Source organism: Kitasatospora hibisci (genome assembly GCF_043950205.1).
Classification (GTDB): domain Bacteria; phylum Actinomycetota; class Actinomycetes; order Streptomycetales; family Streptomycetaceae; genus Kitasatospora; species Kitasatospora hibisci.
This window is the reverse complement of the sequence record NZ_CP171642.1, coordinates 7,205,987-7,222,811: the sequence shown is the minus strand read 5'-3', so window position 1 is coordinate 7,222,811 and position 16,825 is coordinate 7,205,987. Positions and strand designations below refer to the sequence as shown.

The following is a 16,825-nucleotide window of genomic DNA, read 5'->3' as shown; positions in this document are numbered from 1 at the left end:
CTCGCGCCGACCCGTCCGCTTCCCGCCCCGACCACGGAGGACCGCATGACCACGCAGAGTGCCGCCGACCGGAACCACCGGCCGCTCCCGGTCGTCCAGGTGCTCGCCGAGGACGGCCGGCACCGGACGATCTGCCGGATGTGCCACGGCGGCTGCGGCGCCGTCGTGACCGTCGACGGGGGCCGGCTCACGGCGATCGAGGGCGACCCGGAGAACCCCAACAACCACGGGTTCCTCTGTGCCAAGGGGCGGGCTTCGCTGGAGCACCTCAAGCACCCCGACCGGCTGACCACGCCGCTGCTGCGCACCGGACCGCGCGGCAGCGGCGAGTTCCGCGAGATCGGCTGGGACGAGGCACTCGACCGGATCGCCGCCGCCCTCGACCGGGCCCGGATCGAGCACGGTCCCGAGTCGGTGGTGCTGGCCCAGGGCACCGACCGCAACTACCAGGAATGGGTCTTCCGGTTCGCCAACAGCTTCGGCACGCCCAACGTGCTCGGGCCGGCGCACGTCTGCTTCTACCCGCGGGTGATGGCCGGCATCCTCACCGCGGGCGGCTTCACCTTCTGCGACTACGAGGGCCGGCCCGACCTGGTGCTGCTCTGGGGCTCCAACAAGGCGCTCACCCACGGCGACGGCGTGATCGGCACCCGGCTGCTCGCCGCCGTCCGGGACGGCACCCGGATGATCGTGATCGACCCACGGCGCACCCAACTCGCCTCGCGCGCCGAGAGGTTCCTCCAGGTCCGGCCCGGCGGGGACGCCGCCCTGGCGCTCGCGATGATCTACACGGTGATCGAGGCCGACGCCTACGACCACGAGTTCGTCGAGAAGTTCACCGTCGGCTTCGAGGACCTCGCCGCCCACGTGGCCGACTACACCCCGGAGGCGGTCGCCGAGCGGACCGGCATACCCGCCGAGCAGATCCGGGCCACCGCCCTCGCGTACGCGGCCGCGCCGAGCGCCGCCATCGAGCTGGGCACCGGGCCGCAGCAGCACCGCGACTCCTTCCACACCTGCCGGGCCGTCCTGCTGCTCTCGGCGATCTGCGGCAACCTCGACCGGCCCGGCGGCGACGTCCTCTGGGACCCGCCCGGCATCGACGGCCGGCGCTCCTTCCCGCGCGCCGAGCTGCTGGCCCCCGAGCAGGCCGCCAAGCGGCTCGGCGGCGACCGGCACCGGATCCTCGCCATGTCGGGCTGGGCGCACCCCGGCTCGGTCTGGGACGCCGTGCTCGACCCGGCCGCCCCGCACCCCGTCACCACGATGCTGGTGCACGGCAGCAACCTGCTGCTCAACTACGCCGACTCCGACCGCGTCCGGAAGGCCCTGGAGCGGCTGGACTTCCTCGCCGCGGCGGACCTCCGGCTCACCCCGACCACGGCCATGGCCGACGTGGTGCTCCCGGTCGGCGGCTGGCTGGAGCGGGACCAGATCGTCGAGCACGCCCACTACGTCGCGGCCCGGCAGGCCTTCGCACGGGTCGGCGACAGCCGCTCGGACGAGTGGATCCTCACCGAACTCGCCCACCGGCTCGGCCTGTCCGCCGACTTCTGGCCGGACGCCCGGGACTCGCTGGACGCCCGGCTGGAGCCGATCGGGATGGACTGGCGGCAGCTGGCCGAGCTCCACTACCGGGCCACCCCGCTGGTCTACCACAAGTACCGCGAGCGCGGCTTCGGCACCCGCAGCGGCAAGGTCGGCCTGCGCTGCGACGCCCTCCGGGCCTTCGGCTACCCGCCGCTGCCGGTCGCCGGCCCACCGGTCGGCAGCCCCGAGGACGGCCCCTACCTGCTCACCTCCGCGCACTCTCCGTTCTACTTCAACTCCGAGTTCCGCGACCTGCCGTCGCTGCGCGGCAAGGAGCCCGAGCCCCTGCTCGACATGCACCCCGATGCCGCCGCCCGTGAGGGCCTGGCGGACGGCGACTGGGCCGAGCTCGCCACCCGCACCGGGCGGATCCGGCTGCGGGTGCGGGTCACCGACAAGATCGCCCCCGATGTGGTGGTGGCACCGGCCGCCTGGTGGTACCCGGAGCGCGGCGCCGACGGCGGCTGGCGCGAGGCGAACGTCAACCTGCTGACCAGCAACGAGGACGAGAACCCGGAGATGGGCTCGTCCACCTTCCGCGGCCTGCGCTGCACGGTGACCCGCTCCCCCTGAGCCGTCGCCGCCCGTCGGCCCCGGCGGGCCGGTCAGTGACCCGGGTGGCTGAGCAGGTGGCCCGTTCGGCCGAGGGCCAGCAGGCGGCCGGCGTGGCCGGTCAGGGCGGTGGCCGCGGGGAAGGGGACGGGCGGGGCGAACGGGGTGGCGTCCGGGACGGGCGGGCGGCTCCGCAGGCCGTCCGGGGTGAGGGCGTGGAGGCGCCCGTCGAGGACGGCGAGCGCGCGGGCGCCGGCGGCCGGACCGAGCGGGCGCCAGGGCGCGTCGGGCGCGAGGGCGGAGCGGTGGTGCAGGGTGTCGTCGTGGCCGGTGACGGCGAAGAGCCCGGCGTCGCAGAGTGCCAGCGCAGTGGTGCCGGGCGGCACCCGTCCGGCCGGGCTCCAGGGGGCGGGGCCGGGGACCGGGTCGCGGTGGAGCAGTTCGTCGTCCTCGGTCACGGCGAGCAGGGCCAGCGGCAGCGGGCCGGCCGCCTCGCGCGGGGCGGCCAGACAACGGATCCCGGGCGCCGGTCCGCAGGGCTGCCAGGGGAGGTTCTGGTCGGAGGGCTCGCGGTGCAGCAGGGCCGTCCCGTCGGCGGAGACCGCGAAGAGCAGCCCCTCGCAGGCGGCCAGCGCGCGCAGCCCGCGGGCCGGGCCGATCACGTGCCAGCGCTCGGCCGGGGCGGCGGCACCGAGCCGGTCCAGGACGTTGCGGGTGATCCGGTCGACCACCGGATCACCCAGCGCCCGGCCCCAGTTGATGGTGGCCGCGTTGAAGACGGTGCCCGCGCCGAGCCGGAACACCCCGAGGGTGGCCCAGCCGCCCTGACCGTGACGGCGCCAGTGCCGCAGGTCGGCGGTGGCGAGCACGGCGAAGGAGCGCGGAGTGCCGTCCCGGCCGGTGGCCCTGGGGACGCCGGCGGACCAGTCGAGTTCGGCCGCGTCGGTCTCGTAGCCGAGGGCGCCGCGGCCGAAGGTCTCGCCGTCGGCGAGCCCGGTGCCGGCGAAGACCCAGTGGTCGGCGAAGCGGACGGTGTAGGACTCGCGCCCGATCACGGCCATGCCGTCGCCCCAGGCGCCGGCGCCGGCCCGGAAGCTGACGCCGGTCAGGGTGTTCTCCGGGCGGTCGACGGGCGAGCTGGACCACTCGACGGTGGCCCGGCGCGGGTCGGTGGCGGTGACCGGGTCGGCGGCGGCGTCGCGGTGGCAGACCAGGGTCCGGCCGCCGTCCTCCAACCGGATCTGCCACCAGCAGGTATTGCCCGCGAAGAACGCCAGGTTGCCGCCTCGACGGGCGAACTCCTCGACGCTGTCGCGCATTTCGGCCGACCAGTACTCGTCGTGGCCGTTCACCACCAGCAGTCGGTAGCGGGCGAGCAGTCCACCGCCGCCGTGCAGGTCCAGACCGGAGCAGTACTCGACCCGGTAGCCGGCCGCGGGGAGCCAGCGCAGCAGCGGCTCCTCCCAGCGCTCGGGCGGCGGCCCGCCGCCGGGGGCGGCGAGGGGGACCCGGGCGGCGCGGTCGGGCTGCTCGGCGTAGTAGAGGCCGCGGCCCGGCTCGCCGGCCCGGTGGTAGGCGCGCCAGGTGGCGAAAGGGATCGAGACCAGGACGGCGCTGCCCGCGCCCGGCCGGGCGGCGCGGACCACGAACCAGACCTCGTGCTCGGCGTCGACGGCCGGCGCCGGTACCTCCCGCCGGTCGTCGTGGAAGGTCGCCCGGTAGAGCGAGCTGGGCCACTCGGCGGGCACGTCCAGCACCCAGCCGGTGCCGTCCACCGGGGCCTTGAGCCGGACCTCGTCGGTGACGGCGTCGGTCACCACGACCCGGCCGCGCAGCGGCCCACCGGTGTCGCCTGCGGCGAGGTGGAAGCGGAGCCGCCCGCCCTGCGGGCAGGAGGTGGCCCCGGCCCAGGCGAGCGGCTCGGCACCACGGGCTCGGCCGGGGCCGGAGCCGGAGACAGGACGGCGGGCGACGACGGGGAGGCGGGCGCGACGGGGGGCAGGGGCACGAGGTCACCGGTCATCAGGCCTCCCGGGCCCTGGCCAGCAGCCCCGGCAGCTCGGCCAGCCTGGGCGGCCGGCCGGCGGCCGAGGAGAGCACCAGCTCCTCCAGGGCCCGCAGGTGGCCCAGGATCGCGTCCGGCGGCAGGTAGGCGGTGTCGGCGGTGAGCGTGACGGTCAGGGTGTCGCGGGCGCCGGTGAGGTGGACGCATTGACTTCCGCTCCCCGCCCTAAAGGGCGGGGATTCCTACCACGGTCGTCTGACCGTCTCGGTGGGTTCCTGCTTCTTCGCGCTGTGCGGGGACGGGTCCCCGGCTTACCCGCGCTCGACAGGCTGACACCGCCAGTCCGGCGGCCGTGGCTATGTTGACGGCGGCGTTGACGTCCCGGTCCAGCCAGACGCCGCACGCCTGGCACTGCCAGACGCGGATGTTCAGCGGCTTGGGGCCGTCCTTGACGCCGCAGTGGGAGCAAACCTGGGAGGTCGGCTCGAAGCGGCCGATCTTGATCAGGTTCCGGCCGTACTTCGCGGCCTTGTACTCCAGCATGGTGACGAACGCCGACCATCCGGCGTCGTGCACGGACTTGGCGAGCCGTGTGCGGGCGAGTCCCTTGACCGCCAGGTCTTCCACCGCGATTGCTTGGTTCTCGCGAATCAGTCCGGTGGAGACCTGGTGGTGGAACTCGCGCCGGGCGTCGGCCACCCGTGCGTGGTTGCGAGCGACCTTGTGACGGGCCTTCTCGCGGTTCTTGCTGCCCTTGGCCTTACGGGACAGGGCTTGCTGTGCGCGTTTGAGCTTCTTCTCTGCGCGCCGGAGGAACTTCGGGGCGTCGATCTTCCGCCCGTCCGAGAGGACGGCGAAGTGTCCGAGGCCGAGATCGAGACCGGTGACCGGTTCGGTCTCGGGAAGGATCTCGGGGTCCGTCTCGACAACGAAGCCGGCGAAGTACCGGCCTGCGCTGTCCTTGATCACCGTCACCGAGGATGGCACGGACGGCAAGGCGCGGGACCACTTCACCCGCACGTCGCCGATCTTCGGCAGCGATAGGTCGCCGCCCGGTGTGATCTTCCATCGGGCGTTCGCGGTGAAGCGGATCGCCTGCCGGGTGTCCTTGCGGGACTTGAACCGGGGCGGTCCCATCTTCGGGCGCATGCCCTTGAGGCCGTCGAAGAAGTTCCGGTAGGCGGTGTCCAGGTCCCGGAGGGACTGTTGCAGCACCACGGCGGACACCTCGCCGAGCCATGCCCGTTCGGGGGTGTTCTTCGCGGCCGTGAGCTGCTTGGACAGCTCGCCGGACGGGATGAACGGCAGCCCGGCGGCGCGGGCGGTCTCACGTGCCCGGAGGGCATCATTGAAGGCCACCCGTGCACACCCGAACGCCCTGGCCAGCGCGGAACGCTGAGGCCCGTTCGGGTACACGCGGAAGCTGTACCTGAGCTGCACGGTCAGCACCGTACCATTTTGGTTTATGGCTGAGTATCAGAACATCCGCACTGGTCGGCACTGCGCTTTCGCCCTGCATGCGCACTTGGTTTTCGTGACGAAGTACCGTCACAAGGTGTTCGCCGAGCGGCATCTGACCCGGCTCGAAGAGATCATGCGGGACGTGTGCGCCGACTTCGAGGTGGAGTTGGTCGAGTTCAACGGCGAGAACAACCACGTCCACCTGCTGGTGAACTTCCCGCCGAAGGTCGCCCTGTCCAAGCTGGTCAACTCGCTCAAAGGCGTCAGCTCGCGCCGGCTGCGGCAGGAGTACCCCGAGCTGGTCAAGCACTACTGGCGGGCACAGCGTCTGTGGTCCGGTTCGTACTTCGCCGGATCAGTCGGCGGCGCGCCGCTGTCGATAGTCCGGCAGTACATCGAGCAGCAGAACCGTCCGGCTTGACGGTCTGCGGTGGGCACCGTCCACAGTGCGGGAGGGTGCCCACCGCACAGGTCAGAGCAGGGTTCAGAATCGCTTCACCACCGGGCTGAAGCCCGGTGCACTGCGATTAGTCCAGGTAGCGGCACGCCACCAGCTCCTGGGTGGCCGGGAAGTCCAGAGTGCTCTCGGTGCGGGCGGCGGCCAGCTCCTCGGCCGTGGCCGGCGGCCCGTCCGGGAGCGGCCGGTCCACCAGCCGCATGTCGTTGAAGCAGCAGTACGGGTGCACTTCGGTACCGCGCTCCCGGCCCACCCGCTCGCGCAGCTCCTCCCACGCGGACGGGTGGTAGGCGGCGGCCCGGTAGCCCGCCAGCGCGGCGCGCCAGGCGACCGGCAGCAGGTCGGGGAAGGTCGTCCGGGCGTCCGGGGGGAGGTCCAGCACGAACAGCGCGTCCTGGGAGAGGGTGCCGACCAGCTCCCGGTGGTCGCGGACGGCGCGGTTGCCGGCGATCGGCAGCACGGTCGCCAGCGGGTGACCCTGGTCGGCGGCCACCAGCACGGCGCAGCCGGCCAGCAGCACCGTGGAGCCGCTGACGCCGTGGGCGGCGGCGAGCGTGTCGGTGGCCCGCCCGAGGGCGCGGGAGACCAGCCGGCCGGTCCAGAACCGCGGGCTGCGCGGCTCGGCCACCGGCCGCGGGAACATCGTGGGCGGCATCCGCCGGAAGGCGGCCTCCCAGCGGGCCAGCGCGGCTTCGCCGCGCCGCCGCCCGGCCGGGCCGTGCTGCTCACGGGCGAGGTCGAGCGGGGTGTCGGTGCACGGGCGGCCGGCCGCGCCGCGTCGGATCAGCAGCCGCAGGTCGCGGACCAGCAGCTCGGCTCCGTGGCCGTCGGCGGCGAGGTGGCAGAGCGCCAGCACGGCGTGGGTGACCAGGCCGCCGCTTCGGACCGCGCCGATCCGCACCGGCCACTCACCCCGGTAGTCGAAGCGGGTGCCGGCCAGGCGGGCCAGCAGCTCCGCGGCGGCCCGCCCCGTGCGGTCGGAGTCGGGCTCGTCGGCCACGGCGACGTCCAGCCGGCCGGTGTCGTGGAGACGCTGGCGCGGCTCGCCGTCGGCGACGTCCAGCCGGGTGCGCAGCGCCTCGTGCCGGGCCACCAGCGCGGCGACCGCGGCCGTGAACCGTTCCTCGGGGACGCCGGCGCCGCGTTCGGCGAGCGGCAGCACCCGGGCCAGGTTGAAGTAGTGGTCGTTGGGCGCGGTGCGGCCGATGGCGTGCCAGATGGCGCGCTGGCCCCAGGTGAGCGGGCCTTCGCCGGTGCGGCTGCCGGCGAAGCGCACGGGCAGGACGGTCGGGGCGGGCCTGGTGGGCCGGGCCGGTGTGCTCATCCGCACCGCCCGCCGCCGCGCCGGGCGCCGCCGGACCGCGCGTCGCCGTGCCCCGCGCCGGGGCCGCTCACTCGGCCGCCCCGGCCGCCGGCCCGGCCGTCCGGCGGCGCAGGCTGAGCGGGCGGATGTCCGGCCAGACCTCGTCGACGTGGGCGCTGCACTCCTCCTCGCTGCCGGTGAAGCCCTCGGCCCGCCAGCCGGCGGGCAGCGGGGTGCCGACCGGCCAGAGCGCGTGCTGTTCCTCGTCGTTGACGACCACCTGGTAGTGGGCTGCCATGCTCACGGTGTACTCCTCGGTACGGGACGGGGCCCGGGGGGGGGGGGGCTGCGGACGGGGCCTCGAACGGGGCTGCGGGCGGGGTCAGCCGCCGGCCCGCGCCGACGGTGCGACCGGCTCCGGCCGCTCGGCCCGGCGGGCCGCCGCGGCGCGGGCGCGCTCGCGCAGGCCGACCAGGTCGTCCGGTTCGGCGTCGGGCACGTCACGGTCGAACCGGGCCAGGGCCGGCAGGCGCAGGCCCACCGCGACCAGGACCAGCATCGCGAGGCCGAACAGCAGGTACATCAGGGCGATGCCGCGGCCGGGCCCCGTGCCGAGCAGCGGGCCGAACACCCCGGCGAGCGCGCCGCCGTCGTCCATCAGCGGCCCGAACAGCGCGGAGCCGAGCGGGGCGATCACACCGTGGCCGAGCGGCAGGGTGGACCAGGCGACCAGGGTGTTGAGGGCGAAGACCCGGCCGTGGAACCGCTGCGGCACCTTGACCTGGACGATGGTCGAGTAGACGCCGTTGACGAGGGAGAGTGCGAAGGACATCCCGAACGCCCCGGCGGCGACCACCCAGAGGCCGGCGTGCAGGCCGGTGACGGCGCAGGCCGCGGAGAGCAGGCCGGCGAGCCCGAGCATGCCGCGCAGCCGGTGTCGGCGGGGGCCGCCCCAGAAGCCCATCGCGATGCCGCCGAGCAGCGCTCCCGCGCCGCCAGCCACGGCCACCCAGGCGGCGCCGGCGAGGTCCGAGAAGGCCAGCACCATCGGGGTGACCAGCAGGAACAGCGGGGAGAGGAAGACGTTCAGGCCGGCGAACCAGAGCAGCATGGAGCGGAAGCCCCGGTTGCGCCAGGAGTACTCGAAGCCGTGCTTGATCTCCTCCACCAGCGACTCACGGCGGGTCCAGGGCAGCGTCCGGGGGAAGCGGACCGCCAGCAGGATGCCGACGGCGAGCGCGTAGCTGGCCACGTCGATGATCAGGATGCCGCGCAGGCCGATCGCCGCCATGAGCGCCACCGCGACCAGCGGCACGACGAACTGTGCTGCCCCGAAGGCTAGTTGGACGACGCCGTTGGCGTGGCCGAGGTACTGCTTGGGCACGATCTGCGGCACCGCGGAGGCGTAGGCGAGCCGTTGGAAGGTGAGCGCCACGGAGAGCACGCCGAGCAGGGCGTAGACCTCCCAGGAGTGCAGCTGCCCGGCGAGCAGCAGCGCGAGCATCCCGGCCTGGGTGGCGCCGGCGGCGATGTCGCCGGCGAGCATGACCCTGCGCCGGTCCAGCCGGTCGACCAGGGCCCCGGCCACCGGGCCGGCCAGGATGCCGGGCAGCATGGCGACGACGGCGTAGAGCGCGTACCGGGCCATCGAGCCGGTCTCCAGCAGGATCCAGATCGGCAGCGCGAACTCGGTGAGCGCCGAGCCGGTGATCGAGACCAACTGCCCGGCGGCCACGGCCAGGAAGCGGCCCATGCTGGGCTGCGGCCCGTCGTCGACCGGCGCAGCCTGCGGGGCCTGGGCGGTCTGGACGGTCTCCGGGGCCTGCGGGGCCTGCGGGGCCGCAGCCCCGACCGCCGGCGGGGTGGGCGGACCCGTCTCGCCGTGGAACCACCACGAGGCCTCCGGCCCGTGCGCCGGCAGCCGGTCGGTCTCGCCGTCCAGGACGGCGCGGTGGACGGTGGTGACGGCCTCGGCGACCTCGTCCGCCCGGTACTTGACGAAGAAGTGGCCGCCCTGGTCGAGCACCGCGACGGCGGACCGCTCGGCGAGCAGCAGCCACTCGCGGTAGCGCTCCTGGTAGAAGTCGGCCGCCGGGTCGCGGTCGCCGACCAGCGAGACCAACGGGGCCCTGAGCCGCGGCGCGCCGGCGTCGACCTCGGCGATGGCCCGGGTGAAGTACTCCTCGGCCGCCTTGGAGTCGCGGCGCATGTTGCCGACGATGAACCGGATCTGTTCCCGGTCGAGTTCGGAGGTGTCGACGCCCATGCCGGTGAGCCAGTTGACGTAGACCCGGTCGCCGAGCAACGGCTCCAGCGAGGCCAGCTTGCTGAGCCCGGTCAGCACCTTGCTCCGCGGCCTGGCGAAGGGGAACTGCGCGCCGGCGTAGACGGCTTCGAGCTCGCGGCCGGAGGCCTCCAGCAGCCGGGCGACGGCGACCGCCAGGGCGGTACCGACGCCGCAGTGGCCGTACACCACCAGCGGGCCCTCGACCCGTTCGCGGATCTCCTCCGCGAGCTGCCCGGCGAGTTCGTCGAAGGGCAGGTGCTGTTCGGTGACGCCGACGTCGTGGCCCGGAATGGCGACCGCCCACAGCTCGGTGTCGGCCGGCAGCAGGTCGGCGACGGGCTGGTAGACCACCGCACTGCCGCCGCCGTACGGGACGCAGACCAGGGTGAGCCGACGGCGCCCGGCGGGCACCGCACGGGTGAGCCGGTGCAGCAGCCTGCGCGGGCCGCGGTCATGTTCGGACAGGTCGGCCAGGGCCGCGAGGTCGCGCACGGTGCGGCAGGTGAACAGGTCCATCACGCTGATCGGGCGGGCGCCGGCCTCGGTGAGGCGCTTGCGGGCCTTGGCGACCACCTGGGTGGCGAGCAGCGAGTGGCCGCCGAGGTCGAAGAAGTCCTCGTCGGTGCCGACCTCGGGCACGCCGAGCACCTCGGCCCAGATCCCGGCGAGCACCCGCTCGGCCTCGGTCTCGGGTCGGAGGATGCCGGCGCCTGCGCGGCGCACCCGGGGGGCGGGCAGCGCGCGGCGGTCGAGCTTGCCGTTGGGGGTCAGCGGCAGCGCGTCCAGCACCGGGTAGGCGGTGGGCACCTGGTGGTCGGGCAGCGACTGCTTGAGCGCGGCGCGCAGCGCGGCCGGGTCGGGCTCCTCCGCGCCGGGGTGCAGCACGAGGTAGCCGACCAGACGCTTGTCGCCGGGGGTGTCCTCGCGGACGACGACGGCGGCGTCGGCGATGCCGTCCCGGGCCCGCAGCAGGGCCTCGGTCTCGCCGGGTTCGATCCGCAGGCCGCGGATCTTCACCTGCTGGTCGATCCGGCCCAGGTGTTCCAGGGTGCCGTCGGGCCGGCGGCGGGCGAGGTCGCCGGTGCGGTAGAGCCGGGAGCCGGGCGGACCGTACGGGTCGGGGACGAAGCGGGCGGCGGTGAGGCCGGGCCGGCGGTGGTAGCCGAGGGCGACGGCCGTGCCGCCGATGTGCAGTTCGCCGGGGGCGCCGGGCGGGACGGGGCGAAGCGCCGGGTCCAGCACGTAGAGGCGGGTGTTGTCGATCGGCAGGCCGATCGGGACGGTCTCCAGCGGGCCCTCGCACTCCCAGGCGGAGACGTCGACGGCGGCCTCGGTGGGACCGTACAGGTTGGCCAAGGCGCAGTGCGGCAGCCGGGCGGTGAACTCCCGTGCGGTGTCGGGCGGGAGGGCCTCGCCGCTGCAGACGACGCGGCGCAGCGGGGCGCACTTCTCCAGGCCTTCCTCGGCGAGGAAGACGGTGAGCACCGAGGGCACGAAGTGGGCGGTGGTGACGCCGGCCCGGGCGATCAGGTCGCGCAGGTAGGCGGCGTCCTTCTGGCCGCCGGGCTTGGCCAGCACCAGGCGGGCACCGGTGGCGAGCGGCCAGAAGAACTCCCAGACGGAGACGTCGAAGCCGGCCGGGGTCTTCTGCAGGACGGCGTCACCGGGGCCGATCCGGTAGGCGTCCTGCATCCAGCGCAGCCGGTTGGCGATGCCGCGGTGGGTGTTGGGAACGCCCTTGGGACGGCCGGTGGAGCCGGAGGTGTAGATCAGGTAGGCGGTGTCACCGGGCGTCGGGCCGGCCGGGCGGTTCCTGGCCCGGGGCCACTCGGCGGGGTCGTCGAGCAGCAGGACGCGGGCGGTGCAGCCCCTGGGGATGGGCAGCCGCCGCTGGGTGAGCAGGACCGGCGCGGCGCTGTCCTCCAGCAGGAAGGCGAGCCGTTCGGCCGGGTACTCGGGCTCCAGCGGGGTGTAGCCGGCACCGGTGCGCAGCACGCCGAGCAGGCCGGCGACGAGTTCGGGCGAGCGCTCGGCGCTGATCGCGACCAGACTGCCGGGGCCGACGCCCTCGGCGACGAGGCGGGCGGCGATCCGGTCGGCGGCGGCGTCGAGTTGGCGGTAGGTGAGGACCGGGGCGTCCTCGAAGGAGACGGCGACGGCGTCCGGGGTGCGGGCGATCTGCTCGGCGATCATCGCGGTGAGCGTGGTGTCCGGGTGGTCGGTCGCGGTCCGGTTGAACTCCTCCAGTTCGAAGGCGCGTTCGTCCTCGGCGAGGCCGTCGAGGGTGGACAGCGGAACGTCGGGCCGGGTGGCGGCGGCCTCCAGCAGGCGGCCGAGGTGGCCGCCGAGGCGGGCGACGTCCTCCTCGGCGAACAGGTCGGTGTTGTAGTTGAAGGCGCCGGCCAGGCCGTCCGGCCACTCCTGGAGGAACAGCTCCAGGTCGAACCGGGTGCCGCTGGCCCGAACGCCGGACGGCTCGACGTCCAGCGGGAGCTCGCCGATCCCCTCACGGGTGGTGGCGTAGTTCTGGACGGCCAGGACGGCCTGGAAGACCGGCGGCCGGCTGACGTCCCGGGGCACCTTCAGTTCGGTGACCAGCTGGGCGAAGGGCAGCTCCTGGTGGGCGTAGGCCTCCAGGCAGGTCTCCCGGGTGCGCCGGAGCAGTTCGGCGAAGGAGGGGTCGCCGCCGAGCCGGGCGGGCAGCGCCAGCACGTTGACGAACATGCCGATCAGCGGCTCCAGTTCGGGCTCCGGTCGGCCGGCGATGGGTGAGCCGACGGCGAAGTCGGTCTGGCCGCTGTAGCGGGCCAGCAGGGCCTGGAAGGCGGCCAGCAGCACCATGTAGACGGTGGCGTCGTGCTGCTTGCCGAGGGCGGTGAGCCGGTCCAGCAGCTCGCGTTCGACGCGGAAGCCGTAGCCGGCGCCGTCGAAGGTCTGCCGGGGCGGGCGGGGCCGGGAGACCGCCAGCTGAAGCGGTTCGACGCCGGCCAGCTCACGGGCCCAGTGGGCGACTTCGGCGGCAAGCCGCTCGCCGCTCAGCCGCTCGCGCTGCCAGATGGCGAAGTCGCCGTACTGGACGGTGAGTTCCGGCAGCGGATCGGGCTTGCCGGCGGTGTACGCGGCGTAGCCGCGCAGCACCTCGCCGACCAGTACCTCGCTGGACCAGCCGTCGCTGACGCTGTGGTGGACCACCAGCAGCAGGAGATGGTCGTCGACGGCGGTCCGGACCAGCAGGGCGCGCAGCAACGGCCCGTTCTCGAGGTCGAAGGGGACGGCGGCGGCCCGGTCGACCAGCCGGCCGGCCTCCTCGTCGTCGGCCGCCTCGGCGGTGGCCAGCTCGACCGGGCCCGGCTCGACGATCTCCAGCACCGGGCGGCCGTCCTCGGTGGCCGGGTAGCGCGAGCGGAGCGTCTCGTGCCGGGCGGCCGAGGCGTCCAGCGCGCGGCGCAGCGCCGCGGTGTCGAGCGGTCCGCGCAGCCGGCGCACCACCGGGATGTTGTAGGCGGCGGTGCCGGGCGCGAACTGCTCCATGAACCAGAGGCGTTCCTGGGCGTAGGAGAGCGGCACCGGTGCACCCTCGGGGCGGCGCGGGACGGCCTGCTTCGGGGCGGTGCGCGCCTTGAGGCGGCGGCTGAGCAGCTCCCGCTTGGCGGCGGAGAGCCACGCCGCGGGGGGCTCGGCCCTGGGAGGCTCGGCCTCGGGGAACGCGCCCGCTCCGGCGACGGAGGTTCCGGCGACGGGGGTCTCGGTACTCATGACGGCGTGATGGTCCCTTCCGGGGAGTCCTGCGCGGCGAGCAGTTCCTCGGCGGCGTCCTCGGACAGCTCGGCGAGTTCGGCGACCAGGGCGGCCTCGACGGCGTCGGCGAAGGCGGTCACGGTCCGGTGGGTGAAGAGGGTGCGCAGCGGCACGGCGAGGTCGACGGCGGCACGGATCCGGGCGACGACCCGGGTGGCCAGCAGGGAGTGGCCGCCGAGGTCGAAGAAGTCGTCGAGGGCGCCGATCCGGTCGAGGCCGAGCACCTCCTGCCAGACCTCGGCGACCAGCTCCTCGGCCTCGGTGCGCGGCGCGAGGTAGGCGGCGCGCAGATCGGGCCGGGTGTCGGGGGCGGGCAGGGCGCCGCGGTCGAGCTTGCCGTTGGGCGTCAACGGCAGGGCGTCCAGCACCAGCAGGGCGTTGGGCACCAGGTGGCCGGGGAGGACGGCGGTGAGCGCGGTGCGCAGGGCGTCCGGCCCGGGGGTGGGCTCGCCGGCGGCGGGCACCACGTAGCCGAGAAGGGCGTCGCCGCGGACGGTCACCACGGCCTGGCCGACGCCGGGCAGGGCGAGCAGGGCGCTCTCGGTCTCGCCGGGCTCGATCCGGTAGCCGCGGAGCTTGACCTGGCTGTCGATCCGGCCGAGGAACTCCAGGGCGCCGTCGGCGCGGCGCCGGACCAGGTCGCCGGTGCGGTAGCGGCGGGCACCGGGCGGGCCGTCCGGGTCGGGCACGAAGGCCCGCGCGGTGGCGCCGGGCCGGCCGAGGTAGCCGAGGGCGACGCCCGCTCCGCCGATCACCAGCTCGCCGGGGGTGCCCGGCGGCACCGGGGTGCCGTGCCGGTCGAGGACGGCGGTGGTGGTGGCACCGATCGGGCGGCCGATCGGCGGCCGGGCGGCGGCGTCCGCGGCGCCGAGGTCGGCGGTGGTGGCGATGATCGTGGTCTCGGTGGGCCCGTAGGAGTTGACCACCCGGACCGTGTCCCCGAAGCGCACCCGCCAGGCGGCGACGGCCTCGGGCTGCACCTGGTCGGCGCCGAGCACCAGCAGCCGCAGGCCGGCCGGCCACGGGGTGGCGTCGAGGTCGGCGACGAGCCGGTGCCAGTACGGGGTGGGCAGGTCGAGCACGGTGAGCCCGGCGGCGGAGGGCTCGGCGAGCTGGTCGGGCAGCGCGGCGCCGGGTTCGGCGAGCACCAGGGCGGCGCCGGCGGCGAGCGCCGGGAAGACCTCCTCGGCGCAGGTGTCGAAGCTCAGCGAGGCGAACTGGAGGACCCGGTCGGCGGCGGTGACGCCGTAGCCCTCGCGCATCCAGGCGACCCGGGCGGCCAGCGCGCGCTGCGGCACCAGCACGCCCTTGGGGGTGCCGGTGGAGCCGGAGGTGTAGATCAGGTAGGCCGGGTCCTCGGGGCGCACGGCGGCGTCGGGGCGGATCGTGTCCTCGGGTGCGTCCTCCGCCGCCGGGGTGACCGCGACGGCTGCGCCGGCCGGGACGACGGGGACCACCGGGACGTCTGCGGGCAGGCCCTCGACCGGGCGGCCGTCGGTGGTGACCAGGACGGCGGCGCCGCTGTCGGCCAGCATGAAGGCCAGCCGGGCCGCCGGGTACTCCGGGTCCAGCGGGAGGTAGCCGGCGCCGGCCCGCCAGGCGGCCAGCATGGTGACCACCGCGTGCGGGCCCCGCGGCAGGCAGAATGCCACCAGGTCGCCGCGACGCACCCCGGCGGCGGCCAGCCGGGCCGCCAACCGGAGCGACTCCGCTGCCAGTCGGGCCCGGCTGAGGCGGCCTTCGCGGCTCTCCAGGGCGGTCGCGCCGGGCTGCTCGGCGGCGGCGAGGTCGATCGCGGCGAGCACCGTCCCCGGGTGCGGCGGCAGCGCCGGTCCGGCCTCCGCGGCGCCGGCCTCGGCGAGCTCCGCGGCGTCCAGCAGCGGCAGCAGGTGGACCGGGGTGTCCGGGTCGGCGAGGGCGGCGCGCAGCAGGGTGTCGAACCGGCGGCCGAGCCGGGTGACCCAGGCCTCGTCCAGCAGGTCGGTCCGGTACCCGAAGATCGCCTGAAGGTCCGCGCCGTCCTGCCGGACGTCCAGGGTGAGTTCGAACTTGGCGGCGGTGTAGCCGCCGTCGAGTTCGGTGCAGCGCAGGTCGGCGAAGGCGTGCTCGTCCAGCGCGCCGCCGCTCTGGGTGTGGACGGTCAGCAGGGTCTGGAAGACCGGGGTGCGGCCCGGGTCGCGCTCCACCCGGAGCTCCTCGGTGAGCTGCTCGAACGGCACCTGGCTGTGGCCGAGCGCGCCGAGCCAGCCGGAGCGGGTACGGCGCAGCAGGTCGGCGAAGGTCGGGGTGCCGGAGAGGTCGGCGCGCAGCACCAGGGCGCTGGAGAAGTAGCCGATCACCTGCTCGGCCTCGACGGTGGTGCGGGCGGCGGTGGGCACGCCGAGGCAGAAGTCGTCCTGGCCCGTGCAGCGGCCGAGCACCGCCTGATGGGCGGCGGCGAGCACCATGAACGGCGTCAGCCGGCGGGCACGGGCGAAGGCCTCCAGCTCAGGGCCGATACCGCGCAGGACGCGGGTGTGGAAGGCGCCCGCACTGCTGGGGCGGGCCGGCCGGGGCACGTCCAGCGGCAGCTCCAGGGCGGGCGCGTCGGCCAGCCGCTCGCGCCAGTAGGTGAGCGCGTCCACCGTCTCGGGGCCGGCCAGCCGGGCCCGCTCGGCGGCCGCGTGGGCCAGGAACGAGGGCGGCGGCGGCAGGTCGAGCGGGCGGCCGGCGCGCAGGGCGGCGTAGCGGTCGGCGAGTTCGGTGCGCAGCAGGCCGAGCGACCAGCCGTCGGCGGCGATGTGGTGGACGACCAGGCAGAGGACGTGCTCGTCCTCGCCGGTGCGCAGCAGGGCGGCGCGCAGCAGGGGGCCGCGGGCGAGGTCGAAGCCGCGGTTGGTGCGCTCGGCGAGCGCGGCGGGCAGGCCCTGCGGGCGGTCCCGCAGGTCGGCCTCCTCCAGCACGACCGGCGCCGGCGGCTCCACCACGACGGACGGAAGGCCGTCCTCGTTCGGGAAGCGGCTGCGCAGCGCCTCGTGCCGGGCGACCACGCCGTCGAGGGCGGTGCGCAGCGCCGCCGGGTCCAGCCGGCCGCTGAGCCGCAGCACCAGCGGGATGTTGTAGGAAGGATCGCCCGGGTCCAACTGGTCCAGGAACCAGAGGCGTTCCTGCCCGACGGTCAGGACGCCCCCCGGTGCGCCGCCCGGCCGGGACGCCTGCGCGGAGCCGCGGTCGGAGTCGTGGACGGAGTCGTGGTCGGAACCCTGGAGGGAACGCTGGACGGACGTGTGGGCAGACCCATGGTCGGACGCTTGGACGGACGTGCTCATCATGCTCCTCGTGGCCCGCCCCGCGGTCGGCGACGACGACAGGGCCAGGTCATAGCTCGGCCGC

8 protein-coding genes are annotated in these 16,825 nt (G+C 75.0%); 2 read left to right on the top strand and 6 right to left on the bottom strand.

All coding sequences use genetic code 11. From position 1 onward, the window contains the following. Nucleotides 1–45: 45 nt before the first annotated feature. Nucleotides 46–2,163, top strand: a complete 2,118-nt coding sequence (locus tag ACF9IK_RS31460; protein WP_395297458.1) for a molybdopterin-containing oxidoreductase family protein — start codon at nucleotides 46–48, stop codon at nucleotides 2,161–2,163. 32 nt (nucleotides 2,164–2,195) lie between these two features. On the opposite strand, the gene ACF9IK_RS31455 is transcribed toward ACF9IK_RS31460, so the two are convergent. After that, nucleotides 2,196–3,962 carry a N,N-dimethylformamidase beta subunit family domain-containing protein gene (locus ACF9IK_RS31455; RefSeq protein WP_395297457.1) on the bottom strand — a complete coding sequence of 589 codons (1,767 nt, stop codon included), beginning with the start codon at nucleotides 3,960–3,962 and terminating at the stop codon, nucleotides 2,196–2,198. A gap of 410 nt (nucleotides 3,963–4,372) precedes the next feature. Further along, a complete protein-coding gene (locus ACF9IK_RS31450) occupies nucleotides 4,373–5,587 on the bottom strand; it encodes an RNA-guided endonuclease InsQ/TnpB family protein (protein WP_395298430.1) in 1,215 nt (404 codons plus the stop codon). A 25-nt stretch (nucleotides 5,588–5,612) separates the two neighbouring features. Between ACF9IK_RS31450 and tnpA the strand changes: the two genes are divergently transcribed. Continuing rightward, nucleotides 5,613–6,029 (top strand): IS200/IS605 family transposase, encoded by a 417-nt coding sequence (gene tnpA, locus ACF9IK_RS31445; RefSeq protein WP_395292292.1) that lies wholly within the window; start codon nucleotides 5,613–5,615, stop codon nucleotides 6,027–6,029. 106 nt (nucleotides 6,030–6,135) lie between these two features. Here the strand turns inward: tnpA and ACF9IK_RS31440 are convergent, their stop codons facing one another. The 4 genes from ACF9IK_RS31440 to ACF9IK_RS31425 all read right to left on the bottom strand — a co-directional run bounded on the left by ACF9IK_RS31440 (nucleotide 6,136) and on the right by ACF9IK_RS31425 (nucleotide 16,764). Then, nucleotides 6,136–7,389, bottom strand: a complete 1,254-nt coding sequence (locus ACF9IK_RS31440) for a condensation domain-containing protein (RefSeq protein ID WP_395297456.1) — start codon at nucleotides 7,387–7,389, stop codon at nucleotides 6,136–6,138. Nucleotides 7,390–7,456: 67 nt separating this feature from the next. Next, entirely contained in the window at nucleotides 7,457–7,666 is a 210-nt protein-coding gene (locus ACF9IK_RS31435; protein WP_395298728.1) for an MbtH family protein, read from the bottom strand. A gap of 84 nt (nucleotides 7,667–7,750) precedes the next feature. After that, entirely contained in the window at nucleotides 7,751–13,411 is a 5,661-nt protein-coding gene (locus ACF9IK_RS31430; protein ID WP_395297455.1) for a non-ribosomal peptide synthetase/MFS transporter, read from the bottom strand. Beyond that, nucleotides 13,408–16,764: an amino acid adenylation domain-containing protein gene (locus ACF9IK_RS31425; RefSeq protein WP_395297454.1), complete on the bottom strand. Its 3,357-nt coding sequence runs from the start codon at nucleotides 16,762–16,764 to the stop codon at nucleotides 13,408–13,410. The genes ACF9IK_RS31430 and ACF9IK_RS31425 overlap by 4 nt, the downstream gene beginning before the upstream one ends. Between the last annotated feature and the right edge of the window lie 61 nt (nucleotides 16,765–16,825).